At 75.2% G+C, this 21,449-nt stretch carries 22 protein-coding genes; 8 read left to right on the top strand and 14 right to left on the bottom strand.

What is annotated here, in order from left to right:
- Positions 1–44: 44 nt before the first annotated feature.
- Positions 45–968 carry a hypothetical protein gene (locus EV374_RS26970; protein ID WP_132239966.1) on the bottom strand — a complete coding sequence of 308 codons (924 nt, stop codon included), beginning with the start codon at positions 966–968 and terminating at the stop codon, positions 45–47.
- Positions 969–1,864: 896 nt separating this feature from the next.
- On the opposite strand from EV374_RS26970, the gene EV374_RS26965 reads away from it, so the two are divergent.
- Entirely contained in the window at positions 1,865–2,383 is a 519-nt protein-coding gene (locus tag EV374_RS26965; RefSeq protein WP_486485986.1) for a DUF4232 domain-containing protein, read from the top strand.
- Here the strand turns inward: EV374_RS26965 and EV374_RS26960 are convergent.
- Both EV374_RS26960 and EV374_RS26955 read right to left on the bottom strand, forming a co-directional pair.
- A complete protein-coding gene (locus EV374_RS26960; protein WP_132239964.1) occupies positions 2,380–3,255 on the bottom strand; it encodes an ABC transporter permease subunit in 876 nt (291 codons plus the stop codon). The two genes, EV374_RS26965 and EV374_RS26960, sit on opposite strands and share 4 nt — an antisense overlap.
- Complete coding sequence (locus tag EV374_RS26955; RefSeq protein WP_132239963.1) at positions 3,252–6,116, bottom strand: alpha/beta fold hydrolase; 2,865 nt, start codon at positions 6,114–6,116, stop codon at positions 3,252–3,254. The genes EV374_RS26960 and EV374_RS26955 overlap by 4 nt, the downstream gene beginning before the upstream one ends.
- A gap of 363 nt (positions 6,117–6,479) precedes the next feature.
- On the opposite strand from EV374_RS26955, the gene EV374_RS26950 reads away from it, so the two are divergent.
- Genes EV374_RS26950 through EV374_RS26920 form a run of 7 tightly spaced genes read left to right on the top strand, consistent with a single transcriptional unit; the run spans position 6,480 to position 14,818 of the window.
- Positions 6,480–7,664: a hypothetical protein gene (locus EV374_RS26950; RefSeq protein ID WP_132239962.1), complete on the top strand. Its 1,185-nt coding sequence runs from the start codon at positions 6,480–6,482 to the stop codon at positions 7,662–7,664.
- A complete protein-coding gene (locus EV374_RS26945; RefSeq protein ID WP_132239961.1) occupies positions 7,651–10,251 on the top strand; it encodes a nitrate- and nitrite sensing domain-containing protein in 2,601 nt (866 codons plus the stop codon). Before EV374_RS26950 ends, EV374_RS26945 begins: the two co-directional genes overlap by 14 nt.
- Positions 10,248–10,712 (top strand): roadblock/LC7 domain-containing protein, encoded by a 465-nt coding sequence (locus tag EV374_RS26940; RefSeq protein ID WP_132239960.1) that lies wholly within the window; start codon positions 10,248–10,250, stop codon positions 10,710–10,712. The genes EV374_RS26945 and EV374_RS26940 overlap by 4 nt, the downstream gene beginning before the upstream one ends.
- Positions 10,709–11,182, top strand: coding sequence for a DUF742 domain-containing protein (locus EV374_RS26935; protein ID WP_132239959.1), 474 nt, complete (start codon positions 10,709–10,711; stop codon positions 11,180–11,182). Before EV374_RS26940 ends, EV374_RS26935 begins: the two co-directional genes overlap by 4 nt.
- Positions 11,160–11,897 (top strand): GTP-binding protein, encoded by a 738-nt coding sequence (locus EV374_RS26930; protein ID WP_132239958.1) that lies wholly within the window; start codon positions 11,160–11,162, stop codon positions 11,895–11,897. Before EV374_RS26935 ends, EV374_RS26930 begins: the two co-directional genes overlap by 23 nt.
- A 46-nt stretch (positions 11,898–11,943) precedes the next feature.
- The gene (locus EV374_RS26925) at positions 11,944–12,492 is read left to right on the top strand and encodes a hypothetical protein (protein ID WP_132239957.1); all 549 of its coding nucleotides are present in this window, start codon (positions 11,944–11,946) and stop codon (positions 12,490–12,492) included.
- Between the two features lie 22 nt (positions 12,493–12,514).
- Positions 12,515–14,818, top strand: coding sequence for an AAA family ATPase (locus EV374_RS26920; protein WP_132239956.1), 2,304 nt, complete (start codon positions 12,515–12,517; stop codon positions 14,816–14,818).
- A 48-nt stretch (positions 14,819–14,866) separates the two neighbouring features.
- On the opposite strand, the gene EV374_RS26915 is transcribed toward EV374_RS26920, so the two are convergent.
- From EV374_RS26915 to EV374_RS26865, 11 genes are all read right to left on the bottom strand, one after another.
- Positions 14,867–15,271 (bottom strand): gas vesicle protein K, encoded by a 405-nt coding sequence (locus tag EV374_RS26915; protein ID WP_486485985.1) that lies wholly within the window; start codon positions 15,269–15,271, stop codon positions 14,867–14,869.
- Between the two features lie 59 nt (positions 15,272–15,330).
- On the bottom strand, positions 15,331–15,588 hold the full coding sequence (locus EV374_RS26910; protein ID WP_165947923.1) for a gas vesicle protein: 258 nt from the start codon (positions 15,586–15,588) through the stop codon (positions 15,331–15,333).
- 16 nt (positions 15,589–15,604) lie between these two features.
- The gene (locus EV374_RS26905) at positions 15,605–16,444 is read right to left on the bottom strand and encodes a GvpL/GvpF family gas vesicle protein (protein WP_132239955.1); all 840 of its coding nucleotides are present in this window, start codon (positions 16,442–16,444) and stop codon (positions 15,605–15,607) included.
- Positions 16,428–16,796 (bottom strand): gas vesicle protein, encoded by a 369-nt coding sequence (locus tag EV374_RS26900; protein ID WP_132239954.1) that lies wholly within the window; start codon positions 16,794–16,796, stop codon positions 16,428–16,430. Before EV374_RS26900 ends, EV374_RS26905 begins: the two co-directional genes overlap by 17 nt.
- A 1-nt stretch (position 16,797) precedes the next feature.
- A complete protein-coding gene (locus tag EV374_RS26895) occupies positions 16,798–17,148 on the bottom strand; it encodes a gas vesicle protein GvpO (protein ID WP_132239953.1) in 351 nt (116 codons plus the stop codon).
- Positions 17,108–17,656 carry a gas vesicle protein GvpG gene (locus tag EV374_RS26890; protein WP_132239952.1) on the bottom strand — a complete coding sequence of 183 codons (549 nt, stop codon included), beginning with the start codon at positions 17,654–17,656 and terminating at the stop codon, positions 17,108–17,110. The genes EV374_RS26895 and EV374_RS26890 overlap by 41 nt, the downstream gene beginning before the upstream one ends.
- Positions 17,657–17,659: 3 nt before the next feature.
- Complete coding sequence (locus EV374_RS26885; RefSeq protein WP_132239951.1) at positions 17,660–18,415, bottom strand: GvpL/GvpF family gas vesicle protein; 756 nt, start codon at positions 18,413–18,415, stop codon at positions 17,660–17,662.
- A 2-nt stretch (positions 18,416–18,417) separates the two neighbouring features.
- Positions 18,418–18,837 carry a gas vesicle protein GvpJ gene (gene gvpJ / locus EV374_RS26880; protein ID WP_132239950.1) on the bottom strand — a complete coding sequence of 140 codons (420 nt, stop codon included), beginning with the start codon at positions 18,835–18,837 and terminating at the stop codon, positions 18,418–18,420.
- Positions 18,834–20,087, bottom strand: coding sequence for an SRPBCC family protein (locus EV374_RS26875; RefSeq protein ID WP_132239949.1), 1,254 nt, complete (start codon positions 20,085–20,087; stop codon positions 18,834–18,836). Before EV374_RS26875 ends, gvpJ begins: the two co-directional genes overlap by 4 nt.
- 2 nt (positions 20,088–20,089) lie before the next feature.
- Complete coding sequence (locus tag EV374_RS26870; protein ID WP_132239948.1) at positions 20,090–20,599, bottom strand: hypothetical protein; 510 nt, start codon at positions 20,597–20,599, stop codon at positions 20,090–20,092.
- 274 nt (positions 20,600–20,873) lie between these two features.
- Positions 20,874–21,383, bottom strand: coding sequence for a GNAT family N-acetyltransferase (locus EV374_RS26865; protein WP_132239947.1), 510 nt, complete (start codon positions 21,381–21,383; stop codon positions 20,874–20,876).
- Positions 21,384–21,449 lie beyond the last annotated feature (66 nt).

Below are 21,449 nucleotides of genomic sequence, written 5' to 3'. Positions count from 1 at the left end.
ACCCGTCGGTCTTGCCGGCTCCGGCCGTGCCGGGCACGCGCGGCTCAGTCCGGGACCGGCCGGTGGACCGGCGGCCTCGGCAGCCGTACGGATCCGGTGGCCGGGCAGTCCTGCTGGCGCACCTCGCCGAGGCAGCCCCACTCCGTGCCCGGAGGGCGTTCGAAGTACTGGACGGGCCGCGTCGGGATGGCCTCGGTGGTGAACGTGCCGGTGCCGCCGGGGATGCGTTGCTCGTGGGCACCGGTCGTGTCGGTGTAGGAGGCAACGATGTGCCACTCGCACGTGTGGGTGGACACCTCCGGCTGGACGCGGAAGGCCATGTTGGACTGACCGTTGCCCAGCTCGACGACGTTGCGGCGGAAGTACAACTGCCCCTCCTCCGGCTCGCCGTCGGCCAGGACGTACGGGCCGTGCGGTTCGTCCGTCGGCCCACCGGTCAGGTCCCACAGCAGCCCCTGCCGGGTCTCCGCACCCGCCGGGGGAAGGGTGACGACGGTCTGCGCCGTGGGTGCGCGGCACGAGTCCTTCACGGCGGTCATGTCGTTGATCGTGAGTCCGGCGGCGCGGTCGCTGTTCAGGTTCAGGTCGAACGTCTGGGCATGGCCGCGATTCTCGTTGCCGTCCTCGAACGAGGCCACGTAGGACGCGTGCTCGACCACCCGGCCGCCGAGCGGCTTCAGGAACTCCCACACCTCCGACCTCGGGCCGGTCAGTGCGGTGAGGGCGACCTGCTCGTCCTCGGTCAGCGGCCGGTCGAGCAGGACGGTGAAGGCCTCGGGCAGGTCCCGGTCGTAGTCCAGGGGCGTGACCGTGGACACGAACGCGGGCTGCTCACGGTCGACCGCCTTCGCGGCCTGCCGGTCCGAGCGGGCCCGATCGGTGGCCGTCGAGCGGTCCAGGAGGAAGTTGGCCTGGTACGCGAACAGCGCGCCGACCACGAGGATGACGACGGCGGCGGTCGCGTACACCGCGCGCTGCTTCGGCGGGAGCCCGCGAATCCCGGGCAGGCGCTGATCCACCAGTACGGCCCAGGCCTTCGGCCCGGCCACCGACGCGGACGGCCGTGCAGGCGCAGACGCGGACGGCGGCGTAGGCGCAGACGCGGACGGCGGCGAAGGCGCAGACGCGGACGGCGGCGAAGGCGTAGGCGCGGAGGCGGATGACGGCGCGGGCGCCGACGCGGGGGAACGCTGGGACGGCGGCGCGGGCGCAGACACGGACGGCGGCACGGGCGCAGACGGGGCGGACCGCTCGGACGACGGCTCGGGCGGCGGTGTGGACGACGACTCGGACTGCGGCTCAGGCGGCGGCTCAGGGGGCGGATTGGCCATACCCGATTCTCACTCACCGACACCACGCCATCACTGAAACACTTGCACCGTGCCGGTGGCCGACCGCCGTCGCCGTATCCCCGGGGCCTCGCGGCCCGACCGGCGATCCCCTTGTCCTGCCGTCGGACCGGGCCGAGGGAGCGTCCGACCCGGGTCGTGGTGGGAGCGGGACGGGTGATGTCGTAGACGATTCAGCTCGACACGCACCGCGCCGTGCCGCCGCCCCTGCCGAAACGTCAGCCCTGATGGTGCCGCTGCCGCGCGGGCGCGGAGCCGGCGGCGGGGGTGCGGGGCCCGTCCGGTGCGATGATCGGGAGATGTCATCGGCATCGGCAGCGAGTCCCGCGCACCGGCCCACACCGCGCTCGCGCCGCGCAGTGCCCGGTCCGGTGCGGACGGTCGGGGTCGCGATCGCCGGCCTCGTCCTGCTCGGTGCCTGCGCGCCTGCGCCCGGCCCGGCGCCGGCAGACCCACAGCCGGCCAGCCCCCAGCCGGCCAAGCCCCAGCCGGCCAAGCCCCTGCCGATCGATACGATGCCGATCGATCCCCCGCAGGTCGTTCCGCGGCCGGGCGAACCGGCGCCGCGCGACACGGCGTCCGACCTCGCGGGCGAATGCCCGCAGTCCGGCGTACGGATCACGTCACCGGGCAGCAGCGCCGCGATGGGACTGCGGGCGCTCGGTCTGCTACTGGTCAACTGCGGCACGAAGCCCTACCGGCTGAACGGCCACCCGGTGCCGCGTCTCTACGACGGCGACGGCGATCCGATACCCGTCCGGGTCGTCGACGGGGCCAGGGAGATCACGTCGGGCTTCGACGCTCCGCCCCGGCCAGTGACCCTGCGGCCCGGCGAACGGGCTGCGGCCACCGTGCTCTGGCGCAACCTGGTGACCGACTCGACGGTCGTCGCCACCAACGGCGAGCGCCTGGAGATCGCGCCCGCCGAGGGCCGGCCCGCGCAGATGGTGGGCCTGGACGGGCCGATCGACCTCGGGAACACGGGCCGGATCGGGGTCAGCGCCTGGAAGAAGCAGACCGACCCGGCGCCCTAGCTGGTGACGTCCTTGCGGGTGAAGCGCCAGAACGCCAGGCCCCAGAACAGCGTCGCGTAGCTGATCGCCGAGATCGCCCCGCGTACCACGTCGTCGGTCTGCACCGGCGTCGACAGCAGCCCCAGCCAGGCGGTGCTGTAGTGCGTCGGCAGGAACGCGCGCAGCGCGCCCAGGGCGGTGATCTGGTCGAGGATGCTGGAGAGGATCCAGAGCAGCACCGCGCCGCCGACCGCGCCGAGGGCGGCGTCCGTGACCACCGACAGCAGGAACGCCAGGCCGGCCACCACCAGGAGTACGACCGCCAGGTAGCCGAGCACGCCCAGCAGCCGCAGCAGCCCCTCGCCCGGTTCGAGCTGGGCCGCCACCGTGCTGCGCAACGGCTCCCAGCCGTAGCGGAGGGTGCCGATCAGCAGGGCGGTGCCGGCGAGCAGCAGCAGCGCCAGGGCCGAGTAGACGAGCGCGACGAGCAGCTTCACCGTCAGCAGGCGGGCCCGGGGCACCGGCACCGCCAGCAGGTAACGCAGGCTGCCCCAGCTCGCCTCGCTGGCCACCGTGTCCCCGCAGAACAGCGCCACCACCACGACCATCAGGAACGACGCCGAGACGAAGATGGTGAAGAGCGTGAAGTTCAGCCCGCCCGACGTGGCGAACTCCACCAGGCTGCCGAACTCCCCGCGCCCGTTGTCGTCGTCGCCGCCCGTGTCGAACTGGAACGCGATCAGGATGATCAACGGCAGCAGCACCATGAACCCGAGCGCGAGCTGCGTACGCCGCCGGAAGGCCTGCCGCCGGAACTCGGCGCCGAACGGCAGGGTCGCCGAGGGCCGGTAGCCGGCCGCCGCTCCCACCGTGGGTGACGTGCCCGCCATCATCGGTCCCCGCTTCCCCGAGAGTTCTCGCCCACCAGGGCGAGGAACGCGTCCTCCAGGCGGCGCCGCGGCACCACCCGGTCCACCCCGATGCCGGCCCGGACCAGCTCGGCGACCACCTCGCTGCGGGCGGTGCCGTTGGTGTCCACCACGAGCTGCCCCTCCCCGTCGGGAAGCACCCGCACCCCGTCCAGGCCGTCCAGCACCGCGCGGGCGGCCTCCGGATCGGTCACGTCGAAGAGCACGCTGGGCGACTCGCCGACGATCTCCTCGACCGGGCCCGAGGCGACGATGCGGCCCTTGTTCACCACCACCGCGTGGGTGCAGGTCTGCTCCACCTCGGCGAGCAGGTGGCTGGAGACCAGCACCGCCCGGCCGTCGGTGGCGTAGCGCTGGAGCACCCGGCGCATCTCCGCGATCTGCGGCGGGTCGAGCCCGTCGGTCGGCTCGTCGAGCACCAGCAGCTCGGGCAGGCCCAGCATCGCCTGCGCGATGGCGAGACGCTGCCGCATGCCGTGGCTGTAGTTGTTGGTCTTGCGGTGCACGGAGTCGCCCAGGCCGGCGATCTCCAGGGCCTCCTCGAAGTGCGCGTCCTCGGCGGGCCGTCCGGTGGCCCGCCAGTACGCCTTCAGGTTGTCCAGCCCCGACAGGTGCGGCAGGAAGCCCGGCCCCTCGACGAGCGCGCCGATCCGGGACAGCACCGGCGACCCGGGCACCAGCCGGTGCCCGAAGACGTAGATCTCGCCGGCCGTGGGCTGGGTCAGCCCCATCAGCACCCGCAGCGTGGTGGTCTTGCCCGCGCCGTTCGGGCCGAGCAGGCCGACGACCTGACCGGGGTGCACCTCGAAGTCCACGTTGGAGACGGCGACGAAGCCGTCCGCGTACTCCTTGCGGAGCTGCCGCACGGCCAGCGGGACGCCCGCGTACGCCGGGTGGATGGAGCTGTCCTGGCGGCGGTGCCGGCGGCGGACCACGGCGACGACCACGACGAGCCCGACGACGATCGCGGCGACCAGGCCGGCCAGCACCCAGCGCCACACGGTGGCGGAGGTGGGGATGGGGTCGCCGGCGACGGTCGGCAGGCTGACCGCGCCGGTGGCCGCGACGGTGTGCACGGCCGGCTCGACCGGGGTGGCGTACGCCTGGTCGGAGGTCGCCACCACCACGCGCAGCCGGTGCCCGGCCTCGATCCGGCGCACGATCGCCGGCAGGGTGACGGTGACCGGGCGTGCCGCGTCGATGGTCGGCGGCAGGCCGGTGAGCCGGACCGGGGCGACCAGGCCGTTGGGCAGGGTGGCCGCGCCGTTGGGGTCGACGTCGTAGAGCTTGACGAAGAGCACCGCCTCCCCCGTCGGCGACGCCGCCCGCACGTCGACGGTCGGGGCGCCGACGACGTCCACCGCCTCGGCCAGCGGCTCCGACTCGAACCGGGCGTGCTGGCCGGGGATGTCGCCGGCCACGCCGCCGAGCAGCGACGACAGCTCACCGGCGAAGGGCACCGAGGAGATGGCGGCCGGGTTGCGTGACGGCGGGTTGGCGACGGGCTGGGCGGGGCCGGCCACCGGTACGTCCCGGCGGGCCGTGCCGGCGACGCCGGGGTAGTCGGCGTAGCGGTAGCCGGTCGCCACCAGGCCCCGGTCGAGGGCGTCGAAGCCGGCGATCCGGGACCAGGTGAAGTCGTCGCCCGGGGCGTCGCCCTCGCCCTTGACGTAGTGGTCGAGCCACTGCACGGTCAGGAACTTGACCCGGTCCGAGTCGGTCTTCGGGCCCTCGCCGCCGTCGTGCCCGCCGGTGAACCAGGCCACCCGGACGGGCGTGCCGGCGGCGGCGATGCCGCGCGCGTTGGCGTCCGCCTCGCCGAGCGGGAAGAGGGTGTCCGCCTCGCCCTGCACCAGCAGGGTCGGCGCCTTGATCCGGTCGAGGACCCCGGCCGGGCTGGAGCGGCGCAGCAGGTCCACGGCGGCCTGGTCGGCCCGGCCGGTGGTGGCGATCCGCAGGTACGCGGCGCAGATGTCGGCGGCGAACCGGCCGCAGGCCGGGTCTCCCGCCCCGGCGGGGGCGCGCCCCGGACCCGTCCCCGGACCGGCGCCCGGCCCCGGGCTGGGCGGACCGGCGGAGGCCGGCGCCCCCTCGGGCTGCGCGGCGCTGTTCCCGGAGAGCCCGGCCGGCCCGGAGCCGACGTTGCCGCCGCCGCCGAAGAACAGCCCGGCCCAGCCGGACTTGAACACGCCCTCCGTGGGCTCCTTGCCGCTGCTCTCCGGCAGGAAGGAGCGGGACAGGTCGTTCCAGGTGATCATGGGCACGATCGCGTCGACGCGCTGGTCCTGCGCGGCGAGCAGGAGCGCCAGGCCGCCGCCGTACGAGCCGCCGACGACGCCGACCTTCGGGTCCCCGGCCGCGTCGGTACGGATCTCGGGCCGGGCGGCGAGCCAGTCCAGCAGGCGTTCGGCGTCCCGGACCTCGTAGTCCGGGTGGTCCAGGTGGATCTGCCCGCCGCTGCGGCCGAAGCCCCGCGCGGTCCAGGTGAGCACCGCGTAGCCGCGTCCGGCGAACTCCTCGGCGTCGGCGCGGACGGACTCCTTGGTGCCACCGAAGCCGTGCGCCAGCAGCACCGCCGGCACCTTGTTCGCCGCCGACGCGTCCTCGGGCAGGTAGAAGGTGGTGTCCAGGTCGACGGGCTCGTTCCCGGCCGGCCCGGAGGAGACGTTCACGAACGCCGCCTCGGTGCGGACGGCCGGCCCCTGCGGCAGGACGGCCCAGGCCACGGCGGCGGCGAGCAGCACGACGACCACCGTCGCGGCGACGGCGCGCCGGCGGGTGGGCAGGGCACGCCGGATCCACGCGGCCGACAACGGCGATCTCATTGGGCACACGGTACGGCCCGGATCCTGAGCGTTGGCTGAGATCCTCCGTACGTCCGTCCGGTTGATCCGATCGGCGTCGCACCGGCGCGGTCCAGACCGTCTCACGGAGATGAATTCGGATCACGTGAATTCCGATGTTCGTCGGAAATCCACTCCGATCCATCCTTGTCACTCTCTGGCCTGGCACGGACGGTGCCTGACGAGTGACCCTGCGGTCACTTCGGGCTTCGGGACGCAAAGCTGACCGTCCGGTGGCCGGAACGGCCCCCGCTGGTCGGTTAGTTTTCCGGTCCGGTGCACGGGACTTCGCCGCCGACCCCCGACACCCCCACCGATCCCGTGCTCCCGCCGGAGGAGACAGACATGACCGTCCCCGCACCGCCGGCCCGCCGGCGGCCCACCGCGGTGGGCCGCGTACTGCCGCTGCTGCTCCTCGTCGCCCTGCTCGCGCCGATGACCATGCTGTTCGTCCAGACCTGGCGGCTCACGGCCGACGACCGGGACCTGGCCGGCCGGGAACGGCTGGGCGTGGAGTACCTGCGCGCCCTCGCCCCGGTCACCCACGCCCTGGTCGAGGCCCAGTCCGCCGCCGTCGCCGCCCGGCCCGCCACCAGCGAGGCGCTGACCCGCGCGGTCGAGGCCGCCGCCTCCGTGGACGCGCGGATCGGCGACGAGTTGCGCACCAAGGAACGCTGGGCGGGCCTGCGGGCCAGGATCGAGGCGCTGGGCGCCCGCGGCCCCGCCGACCCGGAGGCGGCCTTCACCGCGTACGGCGAGGCCACCGACCTGCTGCTGGCGCTGCACGGCAAGGTCCGGGAGACGTCCGGGCTCGTCCGCGACCCCCGGCCCGACTCCTTCTTCCTCCAGCACGCGAGCCGGGACCTGCCCGAGGCGGTCGTGGCGGCCGGCAGGCTGGCCGACCTGGCCGTGCTCGCCGACCGCCGGCCCGCCGCCGACCGGAACCGCACCGCCGTCGAGATCGCCGCCCTCCGGGTGGGCGTGCTCACCCCGGCCGGTGACCTGGTCGCCGACCTCCGGGCCGCCGTGGACAACTCGGAGAGCGCCGACCTCGGCCCGAGCGTGCTGAACCCGCTCGACACCTACCAGCGCGCCGTCGAGACGTTGGCGGCCCACTCGGCGCCGGCCGGTCGTGACGCGGAGACCGACCAGGCGCGGATCGCCGGCGCCCGGCTGAACGCGCAGGCCGCCGCCGAGCAGCTCCAGCCCGTCATCCTGGACGAACTCGACGCGCTCCTCGCCGGACGCTCCCGCGACCTGGACCGGGACCGCTGGCTGACCGTGGGGGCCGGGGCGCTGGCCGTCCTGCTGTGGGCGGCACTGGGCGCGGTGTGGCTCGCCACCGCCCGGCGGGCGCCGGGGCGCGCGGCACAGGCGCGACGCGAGCGGTACGGCGCCGACGCCCCGCCGGAGGACACGCCGTGGCAGCCGGCCGCCGGCCGGGGCGCCGAACCGCGTCAGCTCCAGCCGGCGGGGTCGGCCCGCGAACGCGGCGGCGCGCAGTGGGGGCCCTCCGATGCTGCTCGCTAGGCTCCGCATCCGGGGCAAGCTCGCGCTGCTCGTGGTCATCCCGCTGCTCAGCATGGTGGCGCTCGCCGTGCCGGCGGTGCTCGACCGGGTGGCCGCCGCGCAACGGGCCGGTGACATCGCCGACCGGGTCCGCGTCGCCAGCCGGATCGGCAGCCTCGTGCAGGACCTGCAACAGGAGCGCGTCCTCTCGGTCGGGCTGCTGCTCGGCCGGGTCACCCGGAGCGAGCTGATGCAGCGGACCGCCGGCGTGGACGACCGCGTCGCCGACCTGCGGGCCACCCCGGCAGGCCTGCTGCCGCCGGAGGTGACCGAGGCCCTGCACGGCGTACGCGGGCTGACCGACGTGCGTGCCGCGGTGCTCGCCGGCACCGCCACCCCGGACCAGATCATGGCCGCGTACGGGCCGGTCAGCACGGGACTGATCAACGCGCTGCGGCTGCCGTTCGGGGTGGACACCGACACGGCGGCCGGGCGGCAGGTGCTGGCCCTGGACGGGTTGCTCCGCGTCGACGAGGCGATGGGCGCCTGCGCCACCCTCATCGTGCTCGTCAAGGCCACCGGCTCGCCCCGGGTCAGTGCCTCGTACGTCGCCTGTATGGCGGGGCTGCGGGCGGACAACCAGGGGTTCCGCAGCCTGATCACGCCGGAGCAGTTGAAGCTGGTGACCCTGAACGACGCGGCCGTGGCCGCCCGGACCAGCGCGGACTTCCTCAGCAGGAGCGCGCTGGACCCGGCTGGCGCGACCAGGGACATCCCGCTGGACGCCCTCTTCCCGTCGGTCCGCTCGATGATCACCTTCGGGCAGTTCATCGAGAAGAAGCTCGTCGCCGACGTCATCGCCGAGGTGACCGGGCAGCAACGCCGGGCGCTGACCGAGGCGTACCTGGTGGCGGGGATCGTCACCCTGATCCTCGCCGTGGTGGTGCTGCTCAGCGCGGCCGTCGCCCGGACGGTGGCCCGGCCGCTGACCCGGCTCACCCGCTCCGCCGACCGGGTGGCCCGAGTCGCCGAGGCGGAGCTGACCCGGGTCGCCGACGACGAGACCGAGGGCGCCGTGCCGGTACGCCTCGACCCGGTCGACGTACGGGCCCGCGACGAGATCGGCGACCTGGCCCGCGCGTTCGACCGGGTGCAGAGCACCGCCGCCCGGCTCGTGGAACGGCAGGTCGCCGGCCGACGCAACGTGGCCCAGATGTTCGGCCACGTCGGCCGCCGTACGCAGAACCTCGTGGGCCGGCAGATCGCGCTGATCGACCGGCTGGAGCGGCAGGAGACCGACCCCGGCCGGCTGGAGCACCTGTACCGGCTCGACCACATCTCCAGCCGGCTGCGCCGCAACGCCGGCAGCCTGGTGGTGCTCTCCGGCTCGGCCGGCGCCGACCCCCACGTGGCGCCGGTGCCGCTCGCGGACGTGGTCCGGCTGGCGCTCGGCGAGATCGAGGACTACACCCGGGTCGACGTGCAGGTCCCGCCCGGCGTGTCGGTGGCGCCCGGCGCCGTCGGCGACCTCGTCCTGGCGCTGGCCGAGCTGATGGAGAACGCGACGGTCTTCTCCCCGCCGCACACCCGGGTCACCGTGGGCGGCGAGCCGACCGGCTCCGGCGCCCGGCTGACCGTGGTGGACCGGGGGATCGGCATGGCCCCGGAGCGGCTGGCGGAGGAGAACGCCCGGCTCACCCGGCGGGAGCGGCTCGACCTCGCGCCGACCGAGGTGCTGGGGCTCTTCGTGGTGGGCCGCCTGGCCCGCCGGCACGGCTGGCAGGTGCGGCTGACGCCGACCGCCGGTGGCGGCGGGGTGACCGCGCACCTGGACGTCCCGGAGACGTCGCTGATCGTCCACCGCGCCGAGCGGGCCGGCGTGACCGTGGCCCGGGCCGCCGTACCCGCCCGCGACCGGCGCCCGCCCGACGAGCCGGAGGCCGCCCGGCCCCGCGCGGCCGTCGGCACGGCACCCTCCGAACCCGGCGCGGCGGTCGACACGGCACCGTCCGGGGTCGGCGCGGTGGTCGGCGCGGCACCGTCCGCGCCCCGCACGGCGGTCGGCGCGGCGGCGGAGGCGGTGCCGTCCGGGTTCGACGCGGCGCTGCTGAGCCGCGCCACCCGCAGCCTGGAGTCCGGCGCCTCCTGGGACGCGTTCAGCTCCAGTGGTGAGCCGGCCGGCGTCGAACTGCGGGCGCCGGCCGGCACCGAGCGGCGGGCACCGGCCGCAGCCGCCCCGCCGGGCATCCGGCAGCGGGTACCCGGCGCCACCCTGCGCCCGGCCGGACCGCCGGCCCCGCCGGTGAGCGGGCCGGTGCCGGTCACCGACGCGGACCCGGCCGCCGCCCGCGCCCTCGTCGAGGCCGTCGAGTCGGGCGTACGCCGGGCCGAACTGGGCCGGGGCACCCCGGACGGCACCGCGCCGGCCGGGCTGACCCGGCGGGTGCCCGGGGCGAACCTGACCGCCACCCCGGCCCGTCAGCCCGACAGCCCGCCCGAGAACCCGGACGAGGTCCGCGACCTCCTCACCGAGTTCGAGGCGGGCGTCGCCCGCGCCCTGCGCGAAGTCAGCCAAGACCACCGCTACGAAGAGGGAACATCACGGTGACCAGCCCCTTCCCGCACGACAACGTCGACCACCAGAACGCCGGTGACCTGAGCCCGGAGGCGCGCACCTTCAACTGGCTGCTGGACTCCTTCACCTCCAGTACGGCCGGCGTGCTGGAGGCGATCGCCGTCTCGTCGGACGGGCTGCTGATGGCCATGTCGGCGATCAAGGACCGCTCCAACGCGGAACGGCTCGCCGCGGTGGTCTCCGGCATGACGAGCCTCGCCGGCGGCGCCGCGAGCTGGTACGCCCTCGGCGGGCTGAACCGGGTGGTCGTGGACATGGCCGAGGGCTACCTGCTGATCAGCGCGATCAGCAGCGGCTCCGTGCTCGGGGTGGTCGCCGACCGCTCGGCGAACCTCGGCACCGTCGCCTACGAGATGACGCTCTTCGCCGGGCGGGCCGGTGGCGCCCTCACCCCGAGACTGATCGCCGAGCTGAAGAACGCCGCCCAGCAATGACCCCCGAGGTCGCCGGCGAGGGACCGGACCCGGAACCCACCGTCCGGATCCGGCCCTACCTGCGCGCGTCGTCCCCGCACGACGCCCGGCCCGGCCTGCCGGCGACCACGGCCACGCCGGCGACCGAGGAGGGGCCCGCCGGCCCGCGCCCGTTCGTGCTGACCGCCGGGCGGGTGGCCGGCGCCGACCCGGCGATCGGACTGGAGACGCAGGTGACCGCCCGACCGGCGACCGACCGGCCGGCGTCGCTGACCTGGCTGGCACCCGAGTTGCAGGCGATCGTCTCGCTCTGCGACGAGCCGATCTCGGTCGCCGAGATCTCCGCCCGTACCCGGTTGCACTTCGGCGTGACCCGGGTGCTGGTCGGCGACCTCCGCGCCGCGGGCCACCTCGACGTGCACGACGGCGCCGACGCCCTCGACCCCGACATCATCCTGCGAGTGATTGATGGACTCCGTGCGATCTCCTGAATGGCCGGTCGCCCCGCTGGGCGGGATCGCCGCCAACAGCGCCGCCACCCGGTACGGCTCCCCGACGGGGCCGCAACCCGCCGCGTCCGCTCCGCCCCCGCACCGGACGCCGGCCACCGGGGTGGCCGCGGTGCCCCGGCCCACGCCGGCCGCCGCACCGCCGATCCCGGTCAAGATCCTCATCGCTGGCGGCTTCGGCGTCGGCAAGACCACCACGGTCGGCGCGATCTCCGAGATCGCCCCGCTGACCACCGAGGCGGAGATGACCACCGCCGGGATCGGCGTCGACGACCCCGGCGTACGCTCCGCGAAGACCACCACCACGGTGGCGATGGACTTCGGCTGCGTCACCATCGACCGCAGCCTGAAGCTGTACCTGTTCGGCACGCCGGGGCAGGCCCGGTTCGGTTTCATGTGGGACGACCTCGCCCGGGGGGCGCTCGGCGCACTCGTCGTGGTGGACAGCGCCCGGCTCGACGACTGCTACCCGGCGATCGACTTCTTCGAGCGGGCCGGCCTGCCCTTCGTGGTCGGCGTGAACGCCTTCGACGGGCGGCTGGCGCACGACCTCGACGCGATCCGGTGGGCGCTGGCCGTCGGCGACCACGTGCCCCTGGTGCAGTTCGACGCCCGGGACCGGCTCTCGGTGCGGGACGCCCTGCTGGTCGTCCTCGACCGCGCACTCGAGCGGGCCACCCGGGAGGGAAGGTCCTGAGCCGCTGCGGCGGTTCGACCCGTTTCACGAGAAGGGGTGGTTCGTGATGAGAGGTGGACTGGACGAGACACTGGCCCGGATGGCGCGCCGCGAGGAGGCGTTGCGGCGGCGGGCCGCCGAGGCGGAGCCGGCGGGCGCGGAGGCCGTCGGGGAGCCGGAGGCACGTGGTGGATCCGAGCCGGGGCGCGCCGACGTCCGGGGCGAGGGGCGCAACGCCGGGCCCGGCTGGGCCGACGCGCGGCGGGGCGCGGAGCACCGCGACCCCGTGGTGGAGGTTGCCGAGGCGGTCCGTCGCGTGGTGGCCGGCCACCCCGGCACGGCGGTCAGCATCCGGGTCGAGCACGACGGGCAGGCGTACCCGCTGCGGGTCGCCTGGACCGACACGGGCGTGACGGTCGACGCGGAGGCCCCCGCGCCGCCGCCGGCGTGGCCGATGTCGGTCAAGACGGTGCCGGCCTGGACGCCGGCCCAGGAGGGGCTGGCCCCCGACCCGGCGGCGCGGCTGGCCGAGCTGATCCGCCGCGACCCCTCCCTGCTGGGGGACGGTGACGCTCCTCGCGGAGCACGGAACGCACCGGGAGAGCGCAGGGCGTGACCACGGCGGCTAGGGTCGGGCGGTGGCGGAACCCGACCTGACCCTGACCGCGAGCCTGCGGCCGGCGGCCCTCGACGCCCGACGGGGCGTCGTCCGGCTGCACCCCGAGGTGCTCACCGCGCTGGCGCTGCGCCCCGGCGACCCGGTGCGGCTGGCGGGCCGGCGGGTGACCGCCGGCATCGTCGCGCCGGCCGAGCCGACCGCCAGCACCGCGCTGCTCTACGCCGACGACCTCATGCTGGGCAACCTCGGCATCCGCGACGGCGCCCAGGTGACGGTGAGCCGCCTACCGGTCACGCCGGCCCGTCGGGTGCTTCTCGCCGGTCCGGCGCAGATCGCCGCCGTGGTCTCGCCCGAGATGCTCCGGCTGGCCCTGCTCGGCAAGGTGGTGACGACCGGGGACGACGTGTCGCTGCTGCCGCAGGACGTGCTGCCCGACGCCTCGGTGCGCAGCCTCGTGGAGGCCGCCCGGCGCAGCCTCTCCAACAGCATCGGGTACGCGTGGACCAGCAGCCTGCTCGCCGTGGTCGCCGCCGAGCCCGACACCGGCTCGCTGGTCACCATGGAGACCGTCGTCGGCTGGGAGCACGGCCAGGCGACCCACGGCTCCGCCGGCACCGGCACCGCCCCGCAGGGGCGACGCCTCGACGCGGGTCCGACGCCGAACGGGACCGTCCCGGGCCGGGCGGCTGCCACGGGGGGCGTACGCCTCCCGGGCGCCGTGGACGCCACGGAACGCACCGCCGGGAGCGTCGACGACGCGCCGCCCTCGGTGGACGAGCTGCCCGGGCTGCGGTCGCAGGCCGAGGAGCTGACCGAACTGCTCGACCTCGGCTTCCACCACCGGGAGGTGCTCGGCCGGCTGGGCACGACCATCTCGCTGGGCGTGCTGGTCGCCGGTCCGGCCGGCTCCGGCAAGGCGGCGCTCGTACGGGCCGTGGCCGCCCGGGTCGGGGCCCGGGTCAGCCCGCTCTGGGCTCCCGAGGTGGCCGCGCTGACCAACCAGGCCGCCGCCGAGCGGCTGCGCGCCGCCGCGGCCGAGGCGCGCGCGGACGGCCCCGGGGTGCTGCTGGTCACCGACGTGGAGGCGCTCGCCCCGGCGGACGGGCCGGGGCCGGTGGCGACCGTGTTCCGGCAGGTGGTGGCCGAGACCGTACGGGCGGGGGCGGCGGTCGTCTGCACCACCGGCCGGCCCGAGGCCGTCGACCCCGCGCTGCGGGCCCCGGACCTGCTCTCGCTGCGGATCAGCGTGCCGCTGCCGGACGCGGCCCTGCGCCGGGAGCAGTTGACGGTGCTGACCCGGCAGGTCCCGCTCGCCGACGACGTGCGGCTCGACGAGGTCGCCGGGCGTACCCCCGGCTTCGTCGCCGCCGACCTGGCCGCGCTGCTCCGCGAGGCCGGGGTGCGCGCGGCGCTGCGCCAGAAGTCGGCCGAGACGCCGACGGTGGCGATGGCCGACTTCACCGCCGCGCTGGAGGTGGTCCGCCCCACCACCATGGCCGCCTCCACCCTGGAGCTGGCCTCGGTGACGCTGGACGACGTGGGCGACCTGACGGAGGTCAAGGCGACGCTGACCGAGTCGGTGCTCTGGCCGCTGACCTACCCGGACACCTTCGCCCGGCTCGGCGTGCAGCCGCCGCGCGGAGTGCTCCTCTACGGCCCACCGGGCTGCGGCAAGACCTACCTGGTCACGGCGCTGGCCGGCTCGGGGCGGGCGAACGTGCTCTCGGTGAAGGGCGCGGAGCTGCTGTCGAAGTGGGTCGGTGAGAGCGAGCGCGCGGTCCGCGAGCTGTTCCGCCGGGCCCGGGAGGCCGCGCCCACCCTGATCTTCCTGGACGAGGTGGACGCGCTCGCCCCCGTACGCGGCCAGGCCAGCGACGGCGGCACCACCGACCGGGTGGTGGCCGCGCTGCTGACCGAGCTGGACGGCGTGGAGACGCTGCGCAACGTGGTGGTGGTCGGCGCGACGAACCGCCCCGACCTGGTGGACCCGGCGCTGCTGCGCCCGGGACGGCTGGAACGACTGGTCTACGTGCCGCCGCCGGACGGGCCGGCGCGGGCGGAGATCCTGCGCGCCTCGGCGCGGAACGTGCCGCTGGCACCCGAGGTGGACCTCGTGGAGCTGGGCGGGGAGCTGGACGGCTTCTCGGCGGCGGACTGTGCCGCGCTGGTACGCGAGGCGGCCCTGGCCGCCATGCGGGAGTCGCTGACGGCGTCCACGGTCACGGCCGCGCACGTGGCGGCGGCCCGCGCCCGGGTCCGCCCGTCCCTGGACCCGGCCCAGGTCGCCTGGCTCGCCGCGTACGCCGAGAAGCGGGCCGGCTGACCGGCCGGGGGTGACGGGCGCTGTCGGGCCGACGTCGTGGACGACCCGTCAGTCGGTGGGCAGGAGGGGGCCGAGGGGCCCGAGGTCGAGATTCAGGTCCTCGGGCGTGAGGCCGAAGTACTCGCGCAGCCCCGCCATCTGTTCCTCCAGGGCCATCAGCGTGGTGCCGATCCGTTCGATCTGCTCCTCGGTGAGGTCGCCGAGGTCGACCCGGCGCAGCGCCTGTCGCTCCATGAGCTGCCGCAGCAGCTCGATCACGGTCAGCACGAGGCTGGCCAGCCCTCGCTCGACGCCGTCCCGGTCGACGGCGAGCCGGCGGTCCAGCGGCGTCACGCGGGGCGGCTGCCACCGGGTGTCGCCGAGCGCGGCGGCGAGTTCGGCGGCCTCGTCCCGGCGGTCGACACCGCCGCCCGGCTCGTCCCGCCGGCCGCTACCGCCGCCCGGTCTGCCCACGCCCACTCCGCCCCCGCCACCCGGGCCCGTCGCGCCGTCCGGGCGGCCGTCCGGGGCGGTCACGGCCACGTCCCCGGCGTCCCGGCGGCGGCGCTCGGGGCGGCGTCGGGCAGTTCCGGCGGGGCGAGCGCGCCGACGGAGGCGACCAGCGCGCGCAGGGAGATCCGGACCAGGTCGATGTCGGCGATCGCGATGGTGATGTCGCCGCTGATCACCACGCCGGTGGCGAGGACCCGGTCGAGCAGGTCGACCAGGGCCACCGGCCGGTAGGACAGCGGGTCGTCGGCGCTGCTGGGGGCGAGCGACGTGGTCACCACGCCGGGCCCCGGGCCGTCAGCATGCCGGCTCCCGTACGGTGAGCGCCGGCTCGGCGGGCCGCTCCTCGGCGAAGGAGTACGGCGGCCACGGACCGGTCAGCTCCAGCCGGATCTCCGGGTGCCGCCCGGCGAGCGCGGCGACGAGCTGGCGGAATCCGGCGACCGACCCCTGGCCGACCAGGTACGCCCCGTTGAGCACCATGGCGGTGGGCGCGCCGGAGAGCCGGCGGTCCTGCGGTGGGTGCCGCCGGACGGCCACCGCGTGCCCGGCCAGTGCCTCGTGCACGGCGCAGGCGGCGTCGGCGGCGATCCGCTGCCCCTCCTCGCGCGCGGTGAGCTGGGCCCGGCGCCGCCGCAGGTACGCCGCCCCGGCGCCGCCCGACCCGGCGGGCTCCGCCGTGCGGGGCGTCGCGCCCGGCACGACGTACCCCTTGACGCCCCACTCGTCGTGGCCCGCGAGCCGGTCCAGGACGGTGGTCAGCTCGACCCGGCGGGCGGTGAGCTGCGCCGCCACCCGCGCGTCGTCGTGGTGGACGGTGGCCAGCCGGGCGGGCACCACGGCGCCGTGGCGGGACAGGGCCGCGACCACCGCGTGGTGCGTCCGGGCCGCCCGCTCCAGCCAGGCCAGGTCCTCCAGGTTCCGGCGCAGCGCCTCCTCGCCGTACTCGGACAGCGGCGCGGCGCTGACGACGGCGACCAGGCCGGCGGCCCGCACCGCGCGCACCGGAGCGCCGTCCATCCCGGCAGTGGTGGCGAGCAGGGCGGGATCGACGTCCCGCGCCACGCCGTGCAGCCACACCCCGACGCCGGGGCTCGCCGGCCCGGTGGCGGGCACGAGGTCAGCCGTCGAAGTCATCCCGCTCCTCCCTGCGGGCGGCCGTCCGGGCGACCCGGGGGCGGCGTTCCGCCTCCACCTGCTCCGGGTCCCGTGGGCCGGGCTCCACCGGCGGCCTCGCCCGGGAGCTGAGCCACGGGTCGTGCTCCCACCAGTCGATGCCGATCTGCCGGGCCGTGTCGACCGAGGCGATGACCAGTCGCAGCTTGAGCGTCAGCAGCTCGATGTCGAGCAGGCTGACCCGGATGTCGCCGGCGATCACGATGCCCCGGTCGAGTACGCGCTCCAGGATGTCGCCGAGGTTGGCCGGCTCGTGCCCGGCGGGCAGGACCTGGCCGGAGTTCTGCACCACCGGGGGCGGCTGCACGCTCACCTCAACCCACCTCGCCCTTCCCGCGCTGGTAGCGCCGCGCCCGCCGGTAGCCGAGCAGGCCGCCCTCCAGGTCCAGCTCCACCTCGTAGAGGCCGAGCAGGTCGGTGGAGCTGGGGATACGCCGGTCCTCGATCACCTCCACCCCGATCAGCCAGCCGTCCCGCGACGACTTCAGCGAGGTGGTCCCCACCGGATCCCGGCCGGTCAACTCGACGATCTGCCGCATCCCCTCGCGCGCCGCCTCGGCGGCCGTGATGGGTTCGAGGTACTCCTCCTCGTCGTCGTACCGGTCGTCGTCGACGGGCTCGCTCCTACGCGCCCGACCGCCGTCGCCGCGGATCAGACCCTCCATTGCGCTCACCTCCCTCGCCGCCGCGCGACACCCGCCGCGAGCGTTCGGTGCCGACCTGCCGCGCCCGTTCCGTACCGTTTCGTCGCGCCCGACCCTCGCCGGGCTGCGGCGCCCGTTCCGTGCCGGCCTGCCGCACCCGGCCGGAGGTCGTCTGCCGCGCCCGGCCCGAGGCGGACTGCCGCGCCCGGTCCGCGCCGGACTGGTACCGGGTCCCGCCGTTCTGCCGACGGGACCCGGGGCCGTTCCGGGCCGGGGCCCGGTCCTGGGCGGGCGCCGGCCGCTGGACACCGCCGGTCAGCCGCTCCAGCACCTGCTGCTGCCCCCGGTCCCGTTCCGCGGCGCTGATCTCGCCCGCCGCCGTCGCCGCGTCCAACGCCTCCAGCTCGCGCCGGACGTCGACGGGGTTGCGCTGCCGCGACTCCGCCTCCCGGGCGATCACCTTCACCACCGCGGTAAGCCCCCGCACCGGCGCGTACGGCAGGGTCAGCAGCGTCCACAGGATGTCCACCGGTCACCCCATCAACTGGTGGGCGCTGACGAAGTCGTACGGCGCGAGCGGGCCGAGCAGCCGCATCCGGATCAGCTCCCGGCGCTGCTCGGCGTACTCCTCGACCGCCGAGATGAACTCGTCCTCCCGGTCCTGGTCGACCAGGAAGGCGGCGTTCGACGCGTCCAGCTCGTTGCTCGGCGGCCGGGGCGCGCTCGCCACGACGAGGGGACCGAGGGTGTCGACCAGTTGCCGGTTCTCCGCCTCCCGACGCAGCTCCACCGCCTGGCTGATGATCTCGCCGAGCCGGATCCGCTGCGTCCGGGTGGCCGCCTCCGGCTGCCCACGCACCTGGTCCGCCAGGTCGGCGGCGCCCGGGTTGTCCGCCAGCACCGCCGCGATCAGGTTCGCCTCGTCGTAGCGCCCGTGCACCGTGTACTGGATCCGCCCCTCGAACTCGTCGAGGGCGGCGGCGAACCGGTCGTGGTGCGCGTCCAGCAGGTCGGCGACCGCGTCGGGCCCGGTGACGACCGTGCCGAAGCGCACCGGCAGCACCGGCGCCACCGCCGCCGTGCCGTCCACCAGTTCCTGGTACGCGGTCAGGTCCGCCGGCCGGCCGAGCGGCTCGGTCAGGCTCACCTCGCTGACCAGCGCGGCCAGGTCCTCGTGCCGCACCGCCGTCACCTCCCCGGGCGGGTCGCCGACCCCGGCGGCGTCCGGGGTCGGCTCCACATCGGAGGGCACGATGCCGTAGATGAACAGTCCGGTCTCCTCGGCCATGCTCACCGCTCCTCGTCCCGTCGCCGCCGGGGCCGGTCGCGATCCCGGTCCCGGTCGTCCGAGCCCAGCTCGCCGACGGCGTCCTTGATCGCGCCGACCGTCTTACCGACCCCCGAGACCGCCTTGCCGGCGCCGACCGCCCCCGAGGCCCCCTCGACCAGGTCGGGCAGCCCTTTCTGGCCCTTCGGGGTGATGTCGAACCGGTCGACCGCCTCGGCGAAGCGCAGATAGGTCTCCACGCTGGCGATGACGATCCGGGCGTTGATCTCGACAAGCTGGATGCCGACCACCGCGATCGAGACCTGGGCGTCGATCACCACGCCCTTGTCCAGCACGGTCTCCACGACATCGGCCAGGCCGGAGCCCCCTCCGCCGCGTTCCAGGGCGCCGCCGCCCTGGCCCTCACTCGTCGCGATGGTCACTCACGCTCCTCCCGTCGACGGCGGACCACCGGGCGCCGGGGCGCTTCCGGGGAACGGCGGGCCCGAGGCTCCTCGCGGGAACGGGGCTCCTCACGGGAACGGGGCTCCTCGCGGGGCTGCGGGCGGCGGGCCCGCTCCGGGGCACGGCGGCGCGGCGGGGGCTGTTCCTCCTCCGGCTCCTCCTCCTCGTACTCGTCGTAGTCGCCCTCGTCGTACTCGTCCTCGTACTCCTCGTCCTCGGCCGGGCGACGGCGCTGGGGCGGCCGGCGGCGGCCATGCTCGGCGGGCCTGCGCTTCTCGCGCGGCTCCTCCTCGGGCTCTTCCTCGGGCTCGGGCTGGCGCCGGCCGCGCTGCCCGCGCTCCTGTCGCTCCTCGCCCTCCTCCTGACCCTCGCGCTCCTGCTGCTCGCGCTCCTCCTGCTCCTCGCGCAGCGCGGTCTCGTGGTCGCGGACCACCCGCGAGTCCTCGATCTCGCCGCGCCAGCCCTGCACCGAATCCGGGTCGAGGACCGTCCGGGTCATCACGTGCCGGACGAAGTGCTTCAGCTCCAGCCGGGCGCGGCGGCCCTGGGCCCGCCACAGGTTGCCGGTGTGCTCGAAGAGGCCCTGCGGGTGGTACTCCAGCACCACCAGGATCCGGGTCAGGTCGGGCGACAGCTCGTGGAAGCTGACGGTGCCGTCGACGGAGCCCTTCTCGCCCTTCGAGCGCCAGTGGATCAGCTTGTCCGGGATCTGCCGGACGATGGTGGACTCCCAGGTGCGGTGCGACCAGAAGACCTGCGCCTTCCAGGTCAGCTTCTCGTCCGACTCGGTGTCGACGTTCTCGACCTTCTTCATGAAGCTCGGGAAGTCGCCGAACTGGGTCCACTGGTCGTACGCGACCCGGACCGGCACGCCGACCTCGATCGCCTCGACGATGTTGGTGACCTTGACCTTCTTGCCGCCGCCCTTGCCGCCCTTGCCGAGCGCCGACATGACCTTCTCCTTACCGCCGGCCAGTCCGGCATGGAACATCGCCTTCACCGGTGAGCCGCCCTCGGCGAGCTTCTGCGCGCCGGTGGCAGCGGAGATCAGGCCGGGACCGCCGCCCTGCTTCGCGTAGTCGCTGAGCCGGCCGGTCGCGCCCGTGATCCGCTCCGTCACCACCCGCATCGCGCGTTCGCCGATGGCGCTGGCCAGGTTGCGCGCCTCGCCGCCGAGCTGGCCCCGGACCTTGTCCCCGAGTCCGCCGGGGTTCTTCGTGTCCGGCATGGTCACCGCCCCCGCCGCTGGTCGCCGGCGTCGCGGTTCCGCTGCCCGCCGTCGTCGTCGCGGTCCTGCCCGCCGCCGTCGTCGTCGCGCTCCCGCCCGCCGTCGTCGTCGCGGTCCTGCTCCCCGCCGTCGTCGTCGCGCCCCTGCTGCTCGGTGTCGGTGTCCCGGTCCGGCCGGTCGCCGTCGCCGGCGGCGCCGGCCCCGCCCTTGCGGCGCAGCGCGTCGGCCGAGCCGCGCAGCTTGCCGCTGATGGCATCGATGCCGCTGCCGGCGGCGGCGGTCGCGGCCGCCTTGGAGGCTGCGGCGAGCGGGCCGCCCAGGCGGCCGAGGTTGCTCAAGTGGGGAGACGACTGGAGCAGGTTGCCGCCCGCCTTCAGCAGTCCGCCGGGTTCCCGACTGGCCCGGCCGGCCGCGACCGCGGCGGCCAGGGTGAGGGCGGTACGCAGCTTGCGCCGCCGGCCCAGCAGGTAGCCGAAGCCGACCGCGAGCCCGATTCGTGCTCCGCTCTTCATCAGTTCTCCTTCGCTCCCCGGAGCGCCGGACACCTGACGGCAATGGTCGAAAGAATGGCTGCCGGGGATCAGCACGCGCCGGACCGCACATCAGGTGTCCCGTTCAATCGGACCCGACGGGCAGTACCCGTTGACCTATCGGCGAAACACTCGTGCGTCTTGTCGACACCATTCACCCGGACCGGAGCGCGCGCCTCACAAACCGCGCAAAGCCGACAGCGAGGTAGCGCCGAGCAGGAAGAACGTCAGAAAGTAAATAATTGCGGAATGGCCGTCACATGGCCGGCAGCGTCGAATCGAGGCATATCTCGGCGTGTACCGCACCGCCACTTTCGCGCAATTTGGCGCCACACTTCTCCAGCACGGAAACGGCGCCGTGGTTGTCGGCGGTGGTCTCCGCGACCACCAGTCGCATTCCGGCCGCCGCCGCCTCGTTCAACAGTTCACGCAGGGCGGCTGGACCGATTCCCTGGCCCCGGGCGGAGCGGCCCAGCCACATCCCGGTCTCGACCGTGCCCGGCTCGTCGCGGCGGGTCATCCGGATCATGCCGACCACCTCGCCGCCGGCCAGGATCGCGTACATGCAGCTGCCGGTCGGGCCGTCCAGACCTCCGAAGCTCGCCCGGTGGAACTCCCGGAACGCCTCCCGCCGGGCGCACGACCAGCCCGCAGGGGCCTCCACCGGCGGCATCACGTCGCCGGGCTCCGCTTCCGCAGCCGCTACGGAGAGCAATGGTTCCAGGTTCTGCTCGTCCACCGGCTCCAGCCGCACCGTTCCCGCCACGTGCCGCAGTCTGCCGGCCTCACCGGCCCAAGTCCACCCCATCGGGCCCCGACTGGCGGTCCGGCG

The sequence above is a fragment of the Micromonospora sp. CNZ303 genome (genome assembly GCF_004345505.1).
This window is presented reverse-complemented; position numbering and strand designations above follow the sequence as displayed.